Raw genomic sequence first — 14,475 nt, forward strand, 5'->3', positions numbered from 1 at the left:
ACGCAACAAATGGTGCGCCGGAGGATGTCATGAACGGTCAGGGAGGGAATGAAACGGCACCATCACCTCATTTATCTCGGCCTCGAAAGTAGTTAAACAATTGAGCAAAGTTCCAGAATCGCGGGCGTAGTCTCACCTCGTCCTCCTCGTTCCACAGCAGAAGAAGTGAGCATCATGGCGGAGTCAGCGCGTCGTCGGTGGGTTGGTCTGGTCTTCATCAGCGTCGCGGTCGCGCTCATCATCGTCGACTCGACGATCGTGAACGTCGCCGTGCCGTCGATCGTGACGGAGCTCGGCATCACGTCGACCGAGGTCCAGTGGGTGCAGGAGGCGTACACGCTGGTGTTCGCGTCGCTGCTGCTCCTGTTCGGCAGCCTCGCCGACCGCGTCGGGCGACGGCGGCTGATGCTGATCGGGGTCGTGATCTTCGCGCTCGCCTCGGTGGCTGCCGCGCTCGCGCCGACCGGCGGGCTGCTGATCCTCGCCCGCCTCGTGCAGGGGGTGGGCGGCGCCATGATCCTGCCGACCACGCTGTCGATCATCAACGCGACCTTCCGCGGCCGGGAGCGGGGCATCGCGTTCGCCGTCTGGGGGTCGACGATCGGCGGCATGGCGGCCGTCGGCCCGCTCCTCGGCGGCTGGCTCACAACAGCGTTCTCGTGGCGGTGGGCGTTCGGCATCAACGTGCCACTCGGCATCATCATCGTCGTCGGTGTCCTGCTCTTCGTGAACGAGTCGCGGGAGTCGACGCAGAAGCCCCTCGACCTCGTCGGCGCGGCCCTCTCCGTGGTCACGTTCGGGGCGCTCGTCTTCGGGCTCATCGAGGGGCGCACGTACGGCTGGTGGGCGGTCGACGAGACGTTCACGATCGGGTCGTTCGAGTGGCCCCTCCCCATCTCGCCGGTGCCGGTGGCGTTCGCCATCTCGGCCGTGGCGCTCGCCCTCTTCATCGTGCGAGGCGTGTCCCGTTCCCGTCGGGGCGAGTCGACGCTCCTCGAGTTCTCCCTCTTCCGCATCTCGTCGTTCCGCAACGGCAACGTGGCGGCGCTTGTCGTCGCCCTCGGGGAGTTCGGCATCATCCTGTCGCTGCCGCTGTGGCTGCAGTTCGTGCTCGGCTTCGATGCACTGCAGACCGGGTTCGTGCTCCTGGCGCTCGCGGCCGGCTCGTTCGTCGCGAGTGGCTTCGCGGGGGCGAGCAGTGGCAAGGTGAGCGCGGTGGTCATCGTGCGCGTCGGCATCCTCGCGGAGATCATCGGCATCGCCTGGGCGGGGTTCATCATCGCCCCGGATGCGCAGTGGGGCTGGCTTATCCCCGCCCTGTTCGTGTACGGCTTCGGTGTCGGGCTCGCCACGGCGCAGCTGACGGGTGTCGTGCTGCAGGATGTGCCCGTCGAGCTCTCCGGGCAGGGGTCCGGCACGCAGTCCACATCCCGGCAGGTGGGGTCGGCGCTCGGCGTCGCCATCCTGGGCACCATCCTGTTCACCACGACGGGCTCCGCCCTTGGCGCTTCGCTCGACGACGCCCAGGTGCCCGCCGAGCAGCGAGATCAGGTGGTCTCGGCGGTCGTCGACTCTGCCGGCGGCGCGATCGCGGGCCTCGGCGAGAACCCAGCAACGGCCGACCTCGCCGACGACGCCAAGGCCGCGCTCTCCGACGGCACCCGCGCGTCAGCGTTCACCGCCGCCGCGTTCCTGGCCCTCGGACTCGCCGCGACGATCCGGCTCGGATCGGGGAAGCGAGAGGACGAGGAGTCGTCTCAGGCGGAAGCTAGCCCGCCGTCACGTAGCTGAGGTCGTGGATGCGCCTCCCGGCCTTCTCCGCCTTGCGCTCGAACACCGTGAGGGTCCTGCCTTCGAAGCGCGGGGCCCAGCTGCCCGGGTGCTCGCTCGTGAACTCGGGAGCCGCATCCAGCACCTCGCGCATCTGGAAGGCGTAGTCCTCCCAGTCCGTCGCGAGCCGCATACGGCCGCCGGCGCGGAGGGACCTTGCCGCGACGGCGCCGAAGCCATCCCGCACCAGCCGACGCTTCGTGTGCTTCGCCTTGTGCCACGGGTCGGGGAAGAAGATCCACAGCTCCTCGACACTGCCCGCGGGAAGCATGTGCTCGAGCACCTCGACGGCGTTCGCCTCGACGAGTCGCACGTTCGAGAGCCCCGCGTCCTCGACGCGCCGAAGGGTGCGCGCGAGACCCGCCACGAACACCTCGACCGCCAGGAAGTTCCATTCGGGATGCGCGGCGGCCGCCGCCACAACCGCCTCACCGGTGCCCGAGCCGACCTCGACGACAAGCCGCGCATCCCGGCCGAACAGCTCGGCCGGGTCGACCCGGAAGGTCGGGCTCACGGAGAAGTCCAGCTCCGCGCGCTCGACCTCGACGAGGTACTTCGGGCCGAGCGACTCCCACGACGTCTGCTGGCCGTCGGTGAGGCGGCCGCTGCGTCGCGAGAACGAGAAGATCGGTCGATGCGAGGAATCCTGCGCCGGCTGGGTGGTTGCTTCGTCTGACACCCGACCAACCTAGGCGATGCGGGCGGCGGCCCGAGAGTCGGCGCCTTCGAAGGCTCCCCGACGCGGCAAAGTGTGCCAGCCTCCGCCAGGGGCGGGCGGGAAGGCGGTGAAGACGCCGCGGATGGTGGATGCTGGGGAGTGGAAGAGATCACCCCGGTTCGGAGGTTCAGGATGCCGTATCGCAGCAAGGAAGTGCTCGAGTCATGGGCTCGCGAGTTCGAGGGCCTCGGCTATGTCGAGCCCGGGGTCGTCAACGTCATCGTGCAGGACGGCGATGAAGGGCACGACACCGGCCTCGTCCGGGTGCAGCTGACGCACGTGCCCACTGACGTCTACCTGCAGCCGGGCACGCGGGAGAGCCCGCGCTGGTCGGTCACCATGGAACCGCGCGAGCACACGCTCCACCTGTCTGCCGCCGACGTGCACGCGCTCTCGCAGGAGCTCGCGGTCGTCTCAGCGCTCTGCACCTTCCTGCAGGCGAAGTCGATCGTGCTGGTCGCCGAACTCCACTCGCAGACCGGGCGCACTCCCGTGTCGGCTGAGGCGACCTCCTAGCTCTGGCCAGGTGCGGCGGCGTCTGCGCCGGCATCTGCGCTCGACGCGTTGCCGACGCTGAGGGCGTGTGTCAGCAGCTCCGCCAGGCGCAGGAGCGTCTCTGGCTCGGCCTCGGCCGCGATGGCCGCGGCGAGGTCGCGGTCGAATTCGCCGAGGCGATTCCACGGCTCCGCGTCGAGGTCGACGATGACGGTCAGCAGGCTCGCGCGGCGGTCGCTCGGGTCGATGTCGCGATGGATCGTGCCCCGCTCGATGAGGCGGTCGCACAGGGTGGAGACACCGGCGGACGTGAGCCCGAGGTGCGCGCGAAGGGCGCTGGGCCTGGCGCCCGGGTTCTCCGTGAGGTAGGCGAGGGCACGAGCATCCATCTCGCCGATGCCGAGCGAGCGGCGTGCCCCGCTCTGCGACGCGGATCGTGCTTCGGCATACTCGGTGAGCGCCATGCTCAGCAGCAGCGCCGGGCTCTGCTCGGCCGTCGGGGTGGGGCTCTGGCCGTCGTCCTGGCCGTCGCGCTCGGCGGCAGAGATGTTCGGCATGGCAGCGCTCCCCTTGATCTCCGTGGTGCCGCCCAGAGTACACGCAGGGAGCATGCGGCCACCCGTCACGGTCAGGCGCCGGTCAGCCCCCGGTCAGGCGCCGCCAGCCGGTCGCTCAGACTCTGCCGGCGGCGTCCCACTCCAGGGTGAGCAGCGCGAGTTGGACGCGGTTGGTGACGTGGAGCTTCGAGAACAGGCTCGCGAGGTGCGTCTTGACCGTCGCCTGGCTGACGTAGAGCGCGGTAGCGATCTCCGCGTTGGTCATGCCCTGCGCGACGTAGCGGGCGATCTCCCGCTCTCGGCTCGTGACGCTCGCGAGGACCTCGTCGCCCCGTGCGTCGCGAGCGGGGCGCTGACCTGTGCCGACGCTGTCGCCGTGGTGAGCGCCATCCTTCGAGCCGTTCGCGGCCGCGCGTACGAGCCGGTCGAGGGCGCTCGGCGAGAAGACGGCCTTGCCTCGCGCGGCGTCGAGCACCGCCCCGACGATGTCCTCGGGTGGGGCGTCCTTCAGCAGGAAGGAGACCGAGCCTGCCCGGAGCGCATCCAGGAGGAACTCCTCGGTGTCGAACGCCGTGAGCATGACGACCTTCGCCCTCGAACCGGAGGCGGTAAGTCGCTCGACGGCGTCGATGCCGGTGAGCCCGGGCATCCGAACGTCCATGAGGATCACGTCGGGGTGCTGTTCGGCGGCGAGCGCGAGCGCCTCTTCGCCGTTGGTGCCCTCGCCGACGACACGAATGCCCTCTGCGCCATCGATGAGCAGGCGCAGGCCGAGACGGATGCCCGCCTCGTCGTCGACGATGAGCACGCGGATGCTGTCGGGGTTCACCACGGGAGCCTCACCTCCACCACGAAGTCGCCGTCTGTGCGAGCTCCTGCCTCGAGCGTGCCGCCCACGAGGTGGATGCGCTCCCGAGCGCCGATGAGTCCGTAGCCGGTGCCCGGCGCGGGAGCCTGCCCCTGCTGGACGGCGTTCGCGACCGAGATGGCCATCTCGGTGTCGCCGCCGGCGAGCTCGACGCGCACCTCCGCTCCCGGTGCGTGCTTCCCAGCGTTGACGAACAGCTCGGAGAGGGTGCGGTGGAGCGCGCGGATGCGCTCCTCGGAGAGCTTCGAGAGGTCTCCTGGCCCGACGGTGAGCCAGGTCATCTGAGGCGGCGCGTGTGCGGGGATGCCGTCGACGAGGAGGGACGCGAGCCCGTCCAGGTCGGGGAGCGGCGTGTCGTCTCGCCCGGTCTCGCTCGGCTCGCGCATGCCCTGCAGCACCTCCCGGAGTTGCGTGTTCGCTCGCGCAGCGGACTCGCGAACCGTGGCGGCCGTCTCCCTGACCAGCTCGGGTGACAGATCGCTGCGGTAGGCGAGCGCGCCGGCCTGCGTGGCGACGACCGCGAGGTCGTGGGAGATGGAGTCGTGCATGTCGCGGGCGATGGCGGCGCGCTCCTCGGCGCGTGCGCGCTCGATGTCGGAGGCGCGGCTCTGGGCCAGGGCCGCGCGTTCGCGCTCAGCCGAGGCGGCCTGGGCCCGCAGCGACGTGATGAGCGCGGCTCGCGTGCCCCGTGACCGGCCGAAGAGCAGGGCGATGATCGTCGAGAGCGCGACGACGACGATGTAGAAGATCGGTGCGTCCATGGGCGCGCGGCCGGAGATGCTCGATTCGAACCAGTCCCAGAGGATGCCGCCGACCACGACGATCGCGACGACCGAGACATCCATGGGCAGCGAACGCCTGGCTCCGAGGCGCATGACAGCGACGAGCCAGGCCGCGAAAGCGAGCGAGCTCGCCATGCCGACGGCGACGATCCACAGGTTTCCAGCGCGCGACCCGCGAACCGGGCCGATGGCGATGCAGGCCGCGAGGCCGACGACCACGTTGACGATCAGGAACCCGATGAATGCGCCGGATTCCGAATCTGTTGCGGGATCCTCCACCTGGAGCGCGAGCGTGAGCACGAACAGGAGCGCCCCGCCGAGGAACGAGCCGAGCGAGATGGTCACCGCGCGCATCCACGGCTTCCAGCGTCGGTTCTCCACCGGAGTTTCAGCCGACCGCAGGTCGCTCTGCGTCAGCCCACCAGCCGTCTCCACGCCGTCGAGGGCCAGTTCGTCCACGAGGGGCGGAGCTTTCGGCAGCGGAACGGTCATGCAGCGAGTCTAGGAACCACCACCGACATGCGGATCGGCCGTTCGGTTGAACTCGGGCAGCCCGACTCAGGTGCCGCAGAAGGTGCGGTAGGCGCCGAAGTCCGCCGGCGCCCCGGCCGCGTAGCGCTCGCGGCCCGCTCGAATGTCGTAGGGACTGGTCACGACCTCGAGGAGATCGGCGAGCGGCTGGAGGTCGTCGGCGTCTGCGGCGGCGAGGGCCTCCTCGACAAGATGATTGCGGGGGATGTACACGGGGTTGACCTGGTCCATCGCGCCCGCGCTCGGCGCGAGCGCCAGCCAGGCCTGAGCCCAGGTGCGGAACGAGGGGGCAGCCTCACCGAACGCGGCGAGAGCGGGTGCGCGGTCGCCGCGCGCGTACGCGCTGAGCGCACGGAAGGTGGAGGTGGAGTCTGCCCCGCTCTTCTGCAGCAGCGCGAGCAGCTCGGCCACGAGACGATCGCTCGCCTCCGAGTCGACGTCGTCGCCCAGGCCGAGCTTGCGCCGCATCCCTGCGTTCCAGGCGCCCTCGTAGGCAGGGCCGAACGCCGACACGCTGCGCTCAGCAAGAGCGATGGCCTCGGCCTCGTCCTCGGCGAAGAGCGGCAGGAGGGCCTCAGCGAACCTCGCGAGGTTCCAGGCAGCGGCGGGCGGCTGGTTCCGGAAGGCGTACCGCCCGCGGTGATCGATGGAGCTGAAGACCGCCTCTGGATCGAACGTGTCGATGAACGCGCACGGCCCGTAGTCGATCGTCTCGCCCGAGATCGTCATGTTGTCCGTGTTCATGACCCCGTGCACGAAGCCGACGAGCATCCACTGCGCGACGAGCTTCGCCTGTGCGGCCACCACCTGCTCGAAGAACTCGAGATAGGGGGCCTCGGCGCCCGCCACGGACGGGTAATGCCGGGCGATGGCGTGGTCGGCGAGGCGACGCAGCAGCTGCAGGTCGTCGGTGGCCCGCGCGTACTGGAACGAGCCCACGCGCAGGTGGCTGCTGGCCACCCTCGTGAGCACCGCGCCAGGCTCGATGTCGTCGCGCTGGACGTGGCGTCCCGTCGCGGTCACCGCGAGCGCGCGGGTCGTCGGGATGCCGAGGGCGTGCATCGCCTCGCTCACGAGGTACTCGCGCAGCATGGGACCGAGCACGGCGCGCCCATCGCCGCCGCGAGAGAACGGGGTGCGGCCGGAGCCCTTGAGGTGGATGTCGTGCAGCCGTCCGCGCACATCCGTCACCTCTCCCAGGAGCAGCGCACGGCCGTCGCCGAGGCGCGGCGAGTACTGCCCGAACTGGTGGCCCGCGTAGGCCTGCGCGACCGGGGTGGCCCCTTCGGGAACGGAGGTGCCGAGCAGGATCGCGACGCCGTCCTCCGAGCTGAGGAACGCCGGCTCGAAGCCGAGCTCCCCGGCGAGGTCCTCGTTGAGGAGCAGCAATCGCGGTGCAGGGGCTGGTTCGGCCTCCCAGGGAAGGGCGAGCTCGGGGAACTCGCGCGCGAAGCGATTCCCGAAGAGGAGGCCCTCGTGCGTTGTCGCAGTCATGCGGGACACAGTAGGCGCAGCGGCGGGGTGCTGCGTGGGAGCGCGCGGCTGGGTGGCGCTGAGAGCTGCGATCGGCAGGCCGCCTCGAGGGTAGCCCGCCTGCCTACTTCACACCCCACTCATTGGCTCCGGGCGTACGGTCGCGCTCCCCTGCGCAGCCCCCGCTGCGGCACAGTGCCACGCTCCGTCTCGGAGCACGAGTGAACGCTGAACCGAGGTCCGGAATGCACGATCGATGCGACGTCCGCCACTCCTGCACGTCCCTCCGCGCGTGGTGAGCGCCTGGGAGGACTCGGGCGAGCAGGTGTTCGTGGTCAGGAACGAGCACCGGCAGCACTCGCTCTGGCCGGACTTCGCCCAGACCCCCACCGGGTGGGTCCGCGTCTTCGGCCCGGCGACCGCGGAGGACTGCCGCGCCTACGTGGCGAGACAACCGCCGGGTCGCGACTACCGGACCTCTTCGAACTCGTAGATGCCAGCAGGCCCAAGGGCAAGCAGCTCCTGTCGGTACTCGTCCGAGAAGAGCTCAGGCTCGATGCCGAGGATGTTGCGATTCAGCTCGACGTCCATGCGGGCGGAGACGAGCCCCTTGTCGTTCTCCATCCAGACGGACAGGATCGCCAGGTTCGACGTGCAGAGCTCCGCGTAGGAGTACTCGACGAGCTCCGGTGCGAAGGATGCGCCCTCCGCTTCGATGCCGGCCGCGGCGGCCTCCACTTCCGGTGATGCGTCGCGCAGCGCCGTCCATGCGGCCGCAGCCTCGTCGCCGGCCTCCGCGGATCCGACGACGAAGACGGTGACCGTGCCGCGCGGGCTGGGGTCGGCCGCGACGTCCACGTTGTCGAAGCCGCCGACCGCATCGGGCAGGAGGAAGAGCAGCTCCTGCTCATACGCCGAGATGCGCGTGTACAGGTCAGGCGACGTCGTGCCCGCGGGAAGGTCGATCCACTTCGCGTGCTGCGTGAGGCACTGCGTCATCTGCATGGACACCGGCTGCTGGGTCATCTCCTGCATCGGGATGCCCTCGAGCGACGCCTGGGAGGGTGCCGTCTCCGAGGGCGCCGACTCGACACTGGCGCTCGCGGTCTGCGCCGGGGTGGATGCGGAACCCACGACGCTCGGGGCGCCCGCGGGCGCGCATCCGACGAGCAGCACCGCGAGCGCGGCGCAGACGATCGTCGCTGGAGTGAGACGGCGAGAAGGCATGAACCGACCCTACGAACCCGGCGGCCCGCATCCGGTCACGGAACCGTATCGACCCTCATCGCGAGCATCACGATTCGGAATCGGCGCATGGCGCCCCTCGCGCATCGAGGGCTACATTCGGAGCACCGAGCCAGCACGCCCACCGGGGAGAGCACCGTGATCCTGACGTTCCAGTTCCAACCCGTCGACGACCTCGAAGCCGCCGTGCAGCACTACCTCGACCTCGGCTGGGAGGAGGCGTGGCGCGAGGGCGAGCACACGGTGTCGCTGCAGATGCCGGAGCTCGAGATCGAGCTGATGCTCGACGACGAGCCCGGTTGGGGAGCAGCGGGCCCCATGTACTTCGTCGACGACGTGGCTGCGTGGCGAGCCGAGCATCCGACGGTTGTGACGGGCGAGCCACGCGACATCCCGGGCGGGAGGGTCATCGAGGTCTCGGCGCCCGGCCACACCTACTACGTGTTCTCGGTGATCGAGCCCGGGCCATGACCCCGGCCGCAGCGATCCGCCCAGGTGTCAGCTGACTCAGACCGTCCCGACGGGCCGCACCGTCGCAGTGAAGCCCGCCATAGGAGCGCCCACCGGCAAGCTGAAGGGCAGAAGTCCCCTCTCCCTGGATCAGACGTCGTCTTCCGCAGTGCACTGCAGCCAGTAATTGGCGACACAGGTGAACGGGTCGTCGCCCCGCAACCAGACCTTCCCGGTGTACAGGCACAACGGTGCGTTGGAGGGCATGTCGATGCTGCCGCCGAGGATGAGCTCTGCTCCCGGCGGCAGATCCAGCGTGTACAGGCCGATACCGGTCTCGATGGCGATCGTCTCGAAGCTGACGCACGCACCACTGGCGAAGGCATGGCTCCACGATGCCGTCTCCGGCAGGAACGGAGTGAACTCCGTGAGCTCGCCGAACGTGTCCCTGACGGTGAAGGTGACCGGCTCGCTTGACGAGTAGTGCCGCAGCTCGACGCGTTGTCCAACGTCGGTGAGATTCCGAATGCCGATCTCGTTGATGCCAGGCGGGTCGGTGACGAACGCGAAATCGACGTTGCACACTCCCGTGCTGAAGTCGTTGCAGCCGCCACCGGTGCCGGCACTTGCCGCCGCTTGCGGCGCCGCCGCCGCGACGGCGAGCACCGGGACGCCCCACGCTCCGGCGTGCAGCACGGCGCGACGATCTGAAGCCGCATCGGTCATGAGAATCCCCCCGAATTCGCGAACCCCCCGTCGATGCGTCGGCGTCGAGGCCCCGACGCCGAGTCTGTCAGGATTCTCAACAGCGAGTGAGCCCAGCCGGAGTTAACGAATATTCTTCGATCTGTTGAGGAATATTCCTCTTTCGCTGGATCACTTTCCGCACAGCGGCAGCCGCTCCAGCTGGGTCAAGGGGCTCGCGATTCGGAAACGGCGCACGGCATCGCGATAATCGGACCGTGATCATCGGGTCCGGGACGCTCTTGAACGTCGCACTCATCCTCGTCGGCGGCCTGCTCGGCATCCTCCTCGGCGACCGCCTCAAGGACCGGACGAAGGCGACCGTCACCGCCGTCCTCGGGCTGTTCGTGATCGTCCTCGGAGGGATGAGCGTCGCCGACATGGGCTCTCAGGCGCTCGCGGACGCGGCTGGTCCGTTCGCGATGATCGTCATCCTGCTGTCGCTCGTGTTCGGGGCGCTCTTCGGCTCCTGGCTGCGCATCGAGGACCGGCTCGAAGGCGTCGCCGGCTGGGTGCGACGCCGCCTCACCTCGGACGCGAACGGCGACGGTCGCTTCGTCGACGGGATGGTGACCGCGACGCTGCTCTTCTGCGTCGGCCCGCTCTCCATCCTCGGACCCATCTCCGACGGTCTGGGACTCGGCGCCGACCAGCTCTACGTGAAGGCCGTGCTCGACGGCTTCGCTGCGATGGCCTTCGCCTCGACCTTCGGGAAGGGCGTGCTCTTCGCCGCCATCCCGGTCGCGATCCTGCAGGGCGCGTTCACGCTCGTGGGATTCCTCGCGGGCGACGTCTTCAGCGACGCCCAGATCGACGGGCTTTCGGCGGTGGGTGGCCTCATCCTGATCGCGCTCGGCGTCCGCCTGGTCCCCCTGAAGCCGATCCCCGTCGGCGACCTGCTGCCAGCGCTGGTCATCGCCCCCGTGGCCCTGGCCTTCCTCTCCTAGCGGTGCGCGCCTCGCGGGGGTGCGGTCAGCGCCCGCGGGTCGTGAGGCGCCGGAACGTCGCGACCCCGGGAATGCTGTCGGTGCCGGTCGGCAGGGTTCCGCGGGCGAAGTCGCCCCAGACGGCGCGCAGCCGCTTGCCCTCGCGATCGATCTCCGCCCAGCTCGCGCCGCGCACGAGCGGTGCCCGATGCCACGTCTTCTCGCTGCCGAAGAGCAGCGGCAGCTCGATCATGTGGCAGGCACCCCACACGTTGTGCGGCGCCTTCCAGCTCACGACGTACGTCGATGCTCGGCCGCCTGCGCGCACGTGCCGCTTCGCGAACGTCGCCGCGTCGCGCCGGTAGACGAGCCACGTGAGCGCGCCGACAACGGCCCTCGCGAGCGGCTTCCCGACGATCGGCAGCTCGCTCAGGCGCTTGGTGGCCGGGATGCGCGGCACGAAGAGGAGTGCCTCCTCCGCGGTGAAGCCGATGAGCAGGTCGATCGCCGCAGCGTTCGCGTCCCGCCCGGCGAGCACGCCGGCATCGTCGGGCAGCGGATGCTGACCGTGCTGCGGGCTGAACGACATCGCCCCCTGCAATCCGTACGCGGACGAGGCACGCAGCGCGGCTGCTTGCGCCCGCACCACCTCGCTGACGGGGCTCGCGGTCGTGAGGTCGTCCGTCGCGTCGAGCATCCTGCCCTGCATCTCCTCCCGCCCGCCCGCCACGTTGAGGGGCGCGCTCTGGATGATGGCCCGCCGGAACAGGCTCGCCGCCTCCGGCAGCGCCATCAGCTGCACGATCGCGTGCGCGCCGGCCGACTGCCCGTAGGCGGTCACCTGACGCGGATCGCCGCCGAACGCCGCGATGTTGCGCTGCACCCAGCGGAACGCCTCGAGGATGTCGAGCAGCCCCAGGTTCGCGGGGCGCGCATCCGTGCCCCCGAGGAACCCGAACAGGCCGAGTCGGAACGTGACGTTGACGGCGACCACACGCTGCTCGGCGACGATCGGTGCCGGGTCCATCGCCGCAGCGTCGCCGGCGGCAGAGACATACGAGCCGCCGTGGATCCACACCATCACGGGCAGCTGCTCCCCGGGCCCCACCTCATCGGGCAGCGTGATCGACAGCCGCTGGCAGTCCTCGTCGACGCCGAGCTCGTCGATGCCGCTCCCCAGCACCTCCTCGAGCACGGGCATGGGCGCCTGCGGGCACGCGGGCGCCCAGCTCGTCGCAGCGAAGGTCTCGCCGTGGTCGGGTTCTGGCCGCGGGGCCCCGAACCTGTCGGCCCTCGCGTAGCGGATGCCCGTTGCCCGCACGATCTGCCGGCCACCGGGCCAGTCCTCCGTCCAGCCGGTGATCGGGCCGCAGGGAGGGGAGAAGCCGGGGGAGGAGACCATGCTCGAGTCTTGCATCCCGTCGCAGCGCTTCTCCCGATGCAGGCTTGCGCTTCCCCGGGCGTGTCGCCTAAGCTCGACCCTTGGTGCGCCGGGGTTCCCCTCTGGCGCGACCGTGTTGGTGTGCAACCGCCATCGACGCAGACAAGAGATCTTGGGCGGGGCCTTCTGGTTCCCGCGGTATCTACGGAGGAAACAATGGCAGCAGTGTGCCAGGTGACCGGGGCGGTTCCCGGATTCGGTCACAACATCTCGCACTCGCACCGACGGACCAACCGTCGGTTCGACCCGAACATCCAGAAGAAGAAGTACTTCGTGCCTTCCATGAAGCGCACGATCACGCTGACGCTTTCGGCTAAGGGCATCAAGGTCATCGACGCACGCGGCATCGAGTCCGTCGTCGCTGAGCTTCGTGCGAAGGGAGTCAAGTTCTAATGGCGAAGAAGAGCCAGGACGTACGTCCGATCATCAAGCTCCGCTCCACCGCTGGAACGGGCTACACCTACGTGACGAAGAAGAACCGTCGCAACACGCCTGACCGCCTCGTGCTGAAGAAGTACGACCCGGTCATCCGCAAGCACGTCGAATTCCGAGAGGAGCGCTAAACATGGCCAAGAAGAGCAAGATCGCCAAGAACGAGCAGCGCAAGGTCATCGTCGAGCGCTACGCGGAACGCCGCGCAGAGCTGAAGAAGGCGCTTGTCGACCCGAACGGCACCGACGAGTCGCGCGAGGCAGCTCGCGTCGGCCTCCAGAAGCTTCCCCGCAACGCTTCGCCGGTCCGCGTTCGCAACCGCGACAGCATCGACGGACGCCCCCGCGGCCACGTCTCGAAGTTCGGCATCTCGCGTGTCCGCTTCCGCGACATGGCACACCGTGGCGAGCTGCCAGGAATCACGAAGTCGAGCTGGTAACCACCGGCCCGCCAGCAATGGCGTAGTGCTTTCCGAAACCCCCGAGCGTCTTCGCTCGGGGGTTTCGTGCGTGCGGGGGATCGGGTCGCTGGAGTTTCGTGCGTGCTGGTTTTGCGTGCTTGGGCGCGGAACGGCGGCCCGGTGGCGTTTTTCGGTCTCGTGCCCGGGGCTCTCGCATCCTGGCCTGGGCAACTCTCGGGCCCCCTCCCGCCACTTGCGATCCCTCGCGGGCTCACGCACGTTCCCTGTCGGGCTCACGCACGTTCCCTGTCGGGCTCACGCAGCCCTCCGGCGCACTCTCGCTCTCGAGATGGCTTGCGCGCCTCCGGATGGGTTGCAATGCATCCGGAAGTGTGGAGGGCATCCCGAAACGAGCTACGAGGCCGGGGTTGCGCATCCAGCCATATCGTTTATCGTTATGCATATCGAGAAACGATATGGAGGAAGATCATGAACGCACGACAGAACGCGACAGGTTCGGACCGCGAAGCGAAGGAACTCGGCTACCTGTGGCCGCTCGGCATCGCCGCCGCCGGACTCGTCGTCCTCAAGCCGCTCGAGAACGTCATCGGCTTCCTCGTCGACGGCCAGGTGCGTGTCAACGCATCGTTCGAGGGAGCGGCAGTTTCGCTCCCCACTCCTGTCGGTGCCGACGTCCCGCTTGACGGGGCCTCGACGATCCTCGTCGCGAGCGACCTCATCCCCACCGGCGCCCTCGTGCTGCTGCTCATCGGCCAGGTCATCGGTGCGCTCCTGAGCCTCGCCGCCGTGTGGATGCTCCTCCTCTTCGCCAGGAACCTCGCGAAGGGCGACTTCTTCGGCGGCAAGAGCATCCGCCTCCTCGACTGGTCGTCGGGGCTCGTCATCGCGGCCCTCGCCGCACCGGGGTTCTTCGAACTCCTCGGCACGAACTGGACGATTGCGAAGCTCGGCTGGGACGGACGAGACGCCCCGGAGCCGACGGTCCTCGACCAGACGTGGACGTTCCTGCTCATCCTCGTGATCGTGCTCGTCGTGAACCTCATCATGCGCCGCGGCGCTCGCCTGCAGCAGGACCAGGAAGGGCTCGTCTGATGGTGCCGGACCCCTTCGAGGAGCCGAACCACATCGTGTGCCACCTCGGGGAGATCATGGCGAGGCGCGGGATCACGCTCGTGGAGCTCTCGGAACGTGTGGGGATCAGCGTGGTCAATCTGTCAGTCCTCAAGAACAACCGCGCCAAGGCGGTGCGCTTCGAGACGCTCGCGAGGCTCTGCGCGGTCCTCGAGTGCAAGCCGGGCGAGCTGCTCGACTACCTCCCGCCAAGCTGAGCCCCGCCACCCCGCCACCCCGCCGCCCCCTCCGGTCCGCCGTCCCGCCGCCTCATCCGGACCGCCGGTCTGCAGGTCCGCAGGTAGGGCAGTTTCCTCCCGTTTCGGGCGCGGCGGGGCGGGGCGGGGCTCGGCGCCTCCCGCTGCGTCCGCCACGCGAATGGGGCAGTTTCCTCCCGTCTTGGCCGCGGGGATGGGGTGAAGCTGCCCCATCCCCGCGGCCAAGACGGGAGG

18 protein-coding genes are annotated in these 14,475 nt (G+C 69.2%); 10 read left to right on the forward strand and 8 right to left on the reverse strand.

The window, feature by feature from the left end; translation table 11 throughout:
• The first annotated feature begins 174 nt into the window (after positions 1 to 174).
• The gene (locus C5E05_RS11660) at positions 175 to 1,791 is read left to right on the forward strand and encodes a DHA2 family efflux MFS transporter permease subunit (protein ID WP_104342012.1); all 1,617 of its coding nucleotides are present in this window, start codon (positions 175 to 177) and stop codon (positions 1,789 to 1,791) included.
• Here the strand turns inward: C5E05_RS11660 and trmB are convergent.
• On the reverse strand, positions 1,769 to 2,509 hold the full coding sequence (gene trmB / locus C5E05_RS11665; protein ID WP_104342013.1) for a tRNA (guanosine(46)-N7)-methyltransferase TrmB: 741 nt from the start codon (positions 2,507 to 2,509) through the stop codon (positions 1,769 to 1,771). The genes C5E05_RS11660 and trmB overlap by 23 nt on opposite strands.
• Before the next feature lie 171 nt (positions 2,510 to 2,680).
• Between trmB and C5E05_RS11670 the strand changes: the two genes are divergently transcribed.
• Positions 2,681 to 3,064, forward strand: a complete 384-nt coding sequence (locus C5E05_RS11670; RefSeq protein ID WP_104243822.1) for a hypothetical protein — start codon at positions 2,681 to 2,683, stop codon at positions 3,062 to 3,064.
• Here C5E05_RS11670 and C5E05_RS11675 read toward each other — a convergent pair.
• From C5E05_RS11675 to C5E05_RS11690, 4 genes are all read right to left on the reverse strand, one after another.
• Positions 3,061 to 3,600 (reverse strand): MarR family winged helix-turn-helix transcriptional regulator, encoded by a 540-nt coding sequence (locus C5E05_RS11675; protein WP_258063421.1) that lies wholly within the window; start codon positions 3,598 to 3,600, stop codon positions 3,061 to 3,063. The two genes, C5E05_RS11670 and C5E05_RS11675, sit on opposite strands and share 4 nt — an antisense overlap.
• Before the next feature lie 115 nt (positions 3,601 to 3,715).
• Positions 3,716 to 4,432, reverse strand: a complete 717-nt coding sequence (locus C5E05_RS11680; RefSeq protein ID WP_104342014.1) for a response regulator transcription factor — start codon at positions 4,430 to 4,432, stop codon at positions 3,716 to 3,718.
• Positions 4,426 to 5,742, reverse strand: coding sequence for a sensor histidine kinase (locus C5E05_RS11685; protein ID WP_104243818.1), 1,317 nt, complete (start codon positions 5,740 to 5,742; stop codon positions 4,426 to 4,428). The genes C5E05_RS11680 and C5E05_RS11685 overlap by 7 nt, the downstream gene beginning before the upstream one ends.
• Before the next feature lie 66 nt (positions 5,743 to 5,808).
• On the reverse strand, positions 5,809 to 7,275 hold the full coding sequence (locus C5E05_RS11690; RefSeq protein WP_104243816.1) for a YdiU family protein: 1,467 nt from the start codon (positions 7,273 to 7,275) through the stop codon (positions 5,809 to 5,811).
• Positions 7,276 to 7,510: 235 nt separating this feature from the next.
• Between C5E05_RS11690 and C5E05_RS11695 the strand changes: the two genes are divergently transcribed.
• Entirely contained in the window at positions 7,511 to 7,747 is a 237-nt protein-coding gene (locus tag C5E05_RS11695) for an MbtH family NRPS accessory protein (RefSeq protein WP_104243814.1), read from the forward strand.
• On the opposite strand, the gene C5E05_RS11700 is transcribed toward C5E05_RS11695, so the two are convergent.
• A complete protein-coding gene (locus tag C5E05_RS11700) occupies positions 7,723 to 8,481 on the reverse strand; it encodes a hypothetical protein (protein ID WP_104243812.1) in 759 nt (252 codons plus the stop codon). The genes C5E05_RS11695 and C5E05_RS11700 overlap by 25 nt on opposite strands.
• Positions 8,482 to 8,637: 156 nt before the next feature.
• Here C5E05_RS11700 and C5E05_RS11705 point away from each other — a divergent pair, with 156 nt between their 5' ends.
• A complete protein-coding gene (locus C5E05_RS11705) occupies positions 8,638 to 8,970 on the forward strand; it encodes a hypothetical protein (RefSeq protein WP_104243810.1) in 333 nt (110 codons plus the stop codon).
• A 129-nt stretch (positions 8,971 to 9,099) separates the two neighbouring features.
• On the opposite strand, the gene C5E05_RS11710 is transcribed toward C5E05_RS11705, so the two are convergent.
• Positions 9,100 to 9,615 (reverse strand): hypothetical protein, encoded by a 516-nt coding sequence (locus C5E05_RS11710; protein WP_146080610.1) that lies wholly within the window; start codon positions 9,613 to 9,615, stop codon positions 9,100 to 9,102.
• 296 nt (positions 9,616 to 9,911) lie between these two features.
• Between C5E05_RS11710 and C5E05_RS11715 the strand changes: the two genes are divergently transcribed.
• Complete coding sequence (locus C5E05_RS11715) at positions 9,912 to 10,640, forward strand: DUF554 domain-containing protein (protein WP_104243806.1); 729 nt, start codon at positions 9,912 to 9,914, stop codon at positions 10,638 to 10,640.
• 25 nt (positions 10,641 to 10,665) lie between these two features.
• Here the strand turns inward: C5E05_RS11715 and C5E05_RS11720 are convergent, their stop codons facing one another.
• Entirely contained in the window at positions 10,666 to 12,021 is a 1,356-nt protein-coding gene (locus C5E05_RS11720) for a carboxylesterase family protein (protein ID WP_104342015.1), read from the reverse strand.
• 195 nt (positions 12,022 to 12,216) lie between these two features.
• On the opposite strand from C5E05_RS11720, the gene rpmB reads away from it, so the two are divergent.
• The 5 genes from rpmB to C5E05_RS11745 all read left to right on the forward strand — a co-directional run bounded on the left by rpmB (position 12,217) and on the right by C5E05_RS11745 (position 14,241).
• The gene (rpmB, locus tag C5E05_RS11725) at positions 12,217 to 12,453 is read left to right on the forward strand and encodes a 50S ribosomal protein L28 (protein WP_068483927.1); all 237 of its coding nucleotides are present in this window, start codon (positions 12,217 to 12,219) and stop codon (positions 12,451 to 12,453) included.
• Positions 12,453 to 12,623: a 50S ribosomal protein L33 gene (gene rpmG, locus C5E05_RS11730; protein WP_068483925.1), complete on the forward strand. Its 171-nt coding sequence runs from the start codon at positions 12,453 to 12,455 to the stop codon at positions 12,621 to 12,623. The genes rpmB and rpmG overlap by 1 nt, the downstream gene beginning before the upstream one ends.
• 2 nt (positions 12,624 to 12,625) lie before the next feature.
• Entirely contained in the window at positions 12,626 to 12,931 is a 306-nt protein-coding gene (gene rpsN, locus C5E05_RS11735) for a 30S ribosomal protein S14 (protein ID WP_068483923.1), read from the forward strand.
• A 450-nt stretch (positions 12,932 to 13,381) separates the two neighbouring features.
• Positions 13,382 to 14,005, forward strand: coding sequence for a DUF2975 domain-containing protein (locus C5E05_RS11740; RefSeq protein WP_104243804.1), 624 nt, complete (start codon positions 13,382 to 13,384; stop codon positions 14,003 to 14,005).
• On the forward strand, positions 14,005 to 14,241 hold the full coding sequence (locus tag C5E05_RS11745) for a helix-turn-helix transcriptional regulator (protein ID WP_104300165.1): 237 nt from the start codon (positions 14,005 to 14,007) through the stop codon (positions 14,239 to 14,241). Before C5E05_RS11740 ends, C5E05_RS11745 begins: the two co-directional genes overlap by 1 nt.
• The last annotated feature ends 234 nt before the right edge of the window (positions 14,242 to 14,475 follow it).

The sequence above is a fragment of the Pseudoclavibacter sp. AY1H1 genome (assembly GCF_002931055.1).
Classification (GTDB): Bacteria; Actinomycetota; Actinomycetes; order Actinomycetales; family Microbacteriaceae; genus Pseudoclavibacter.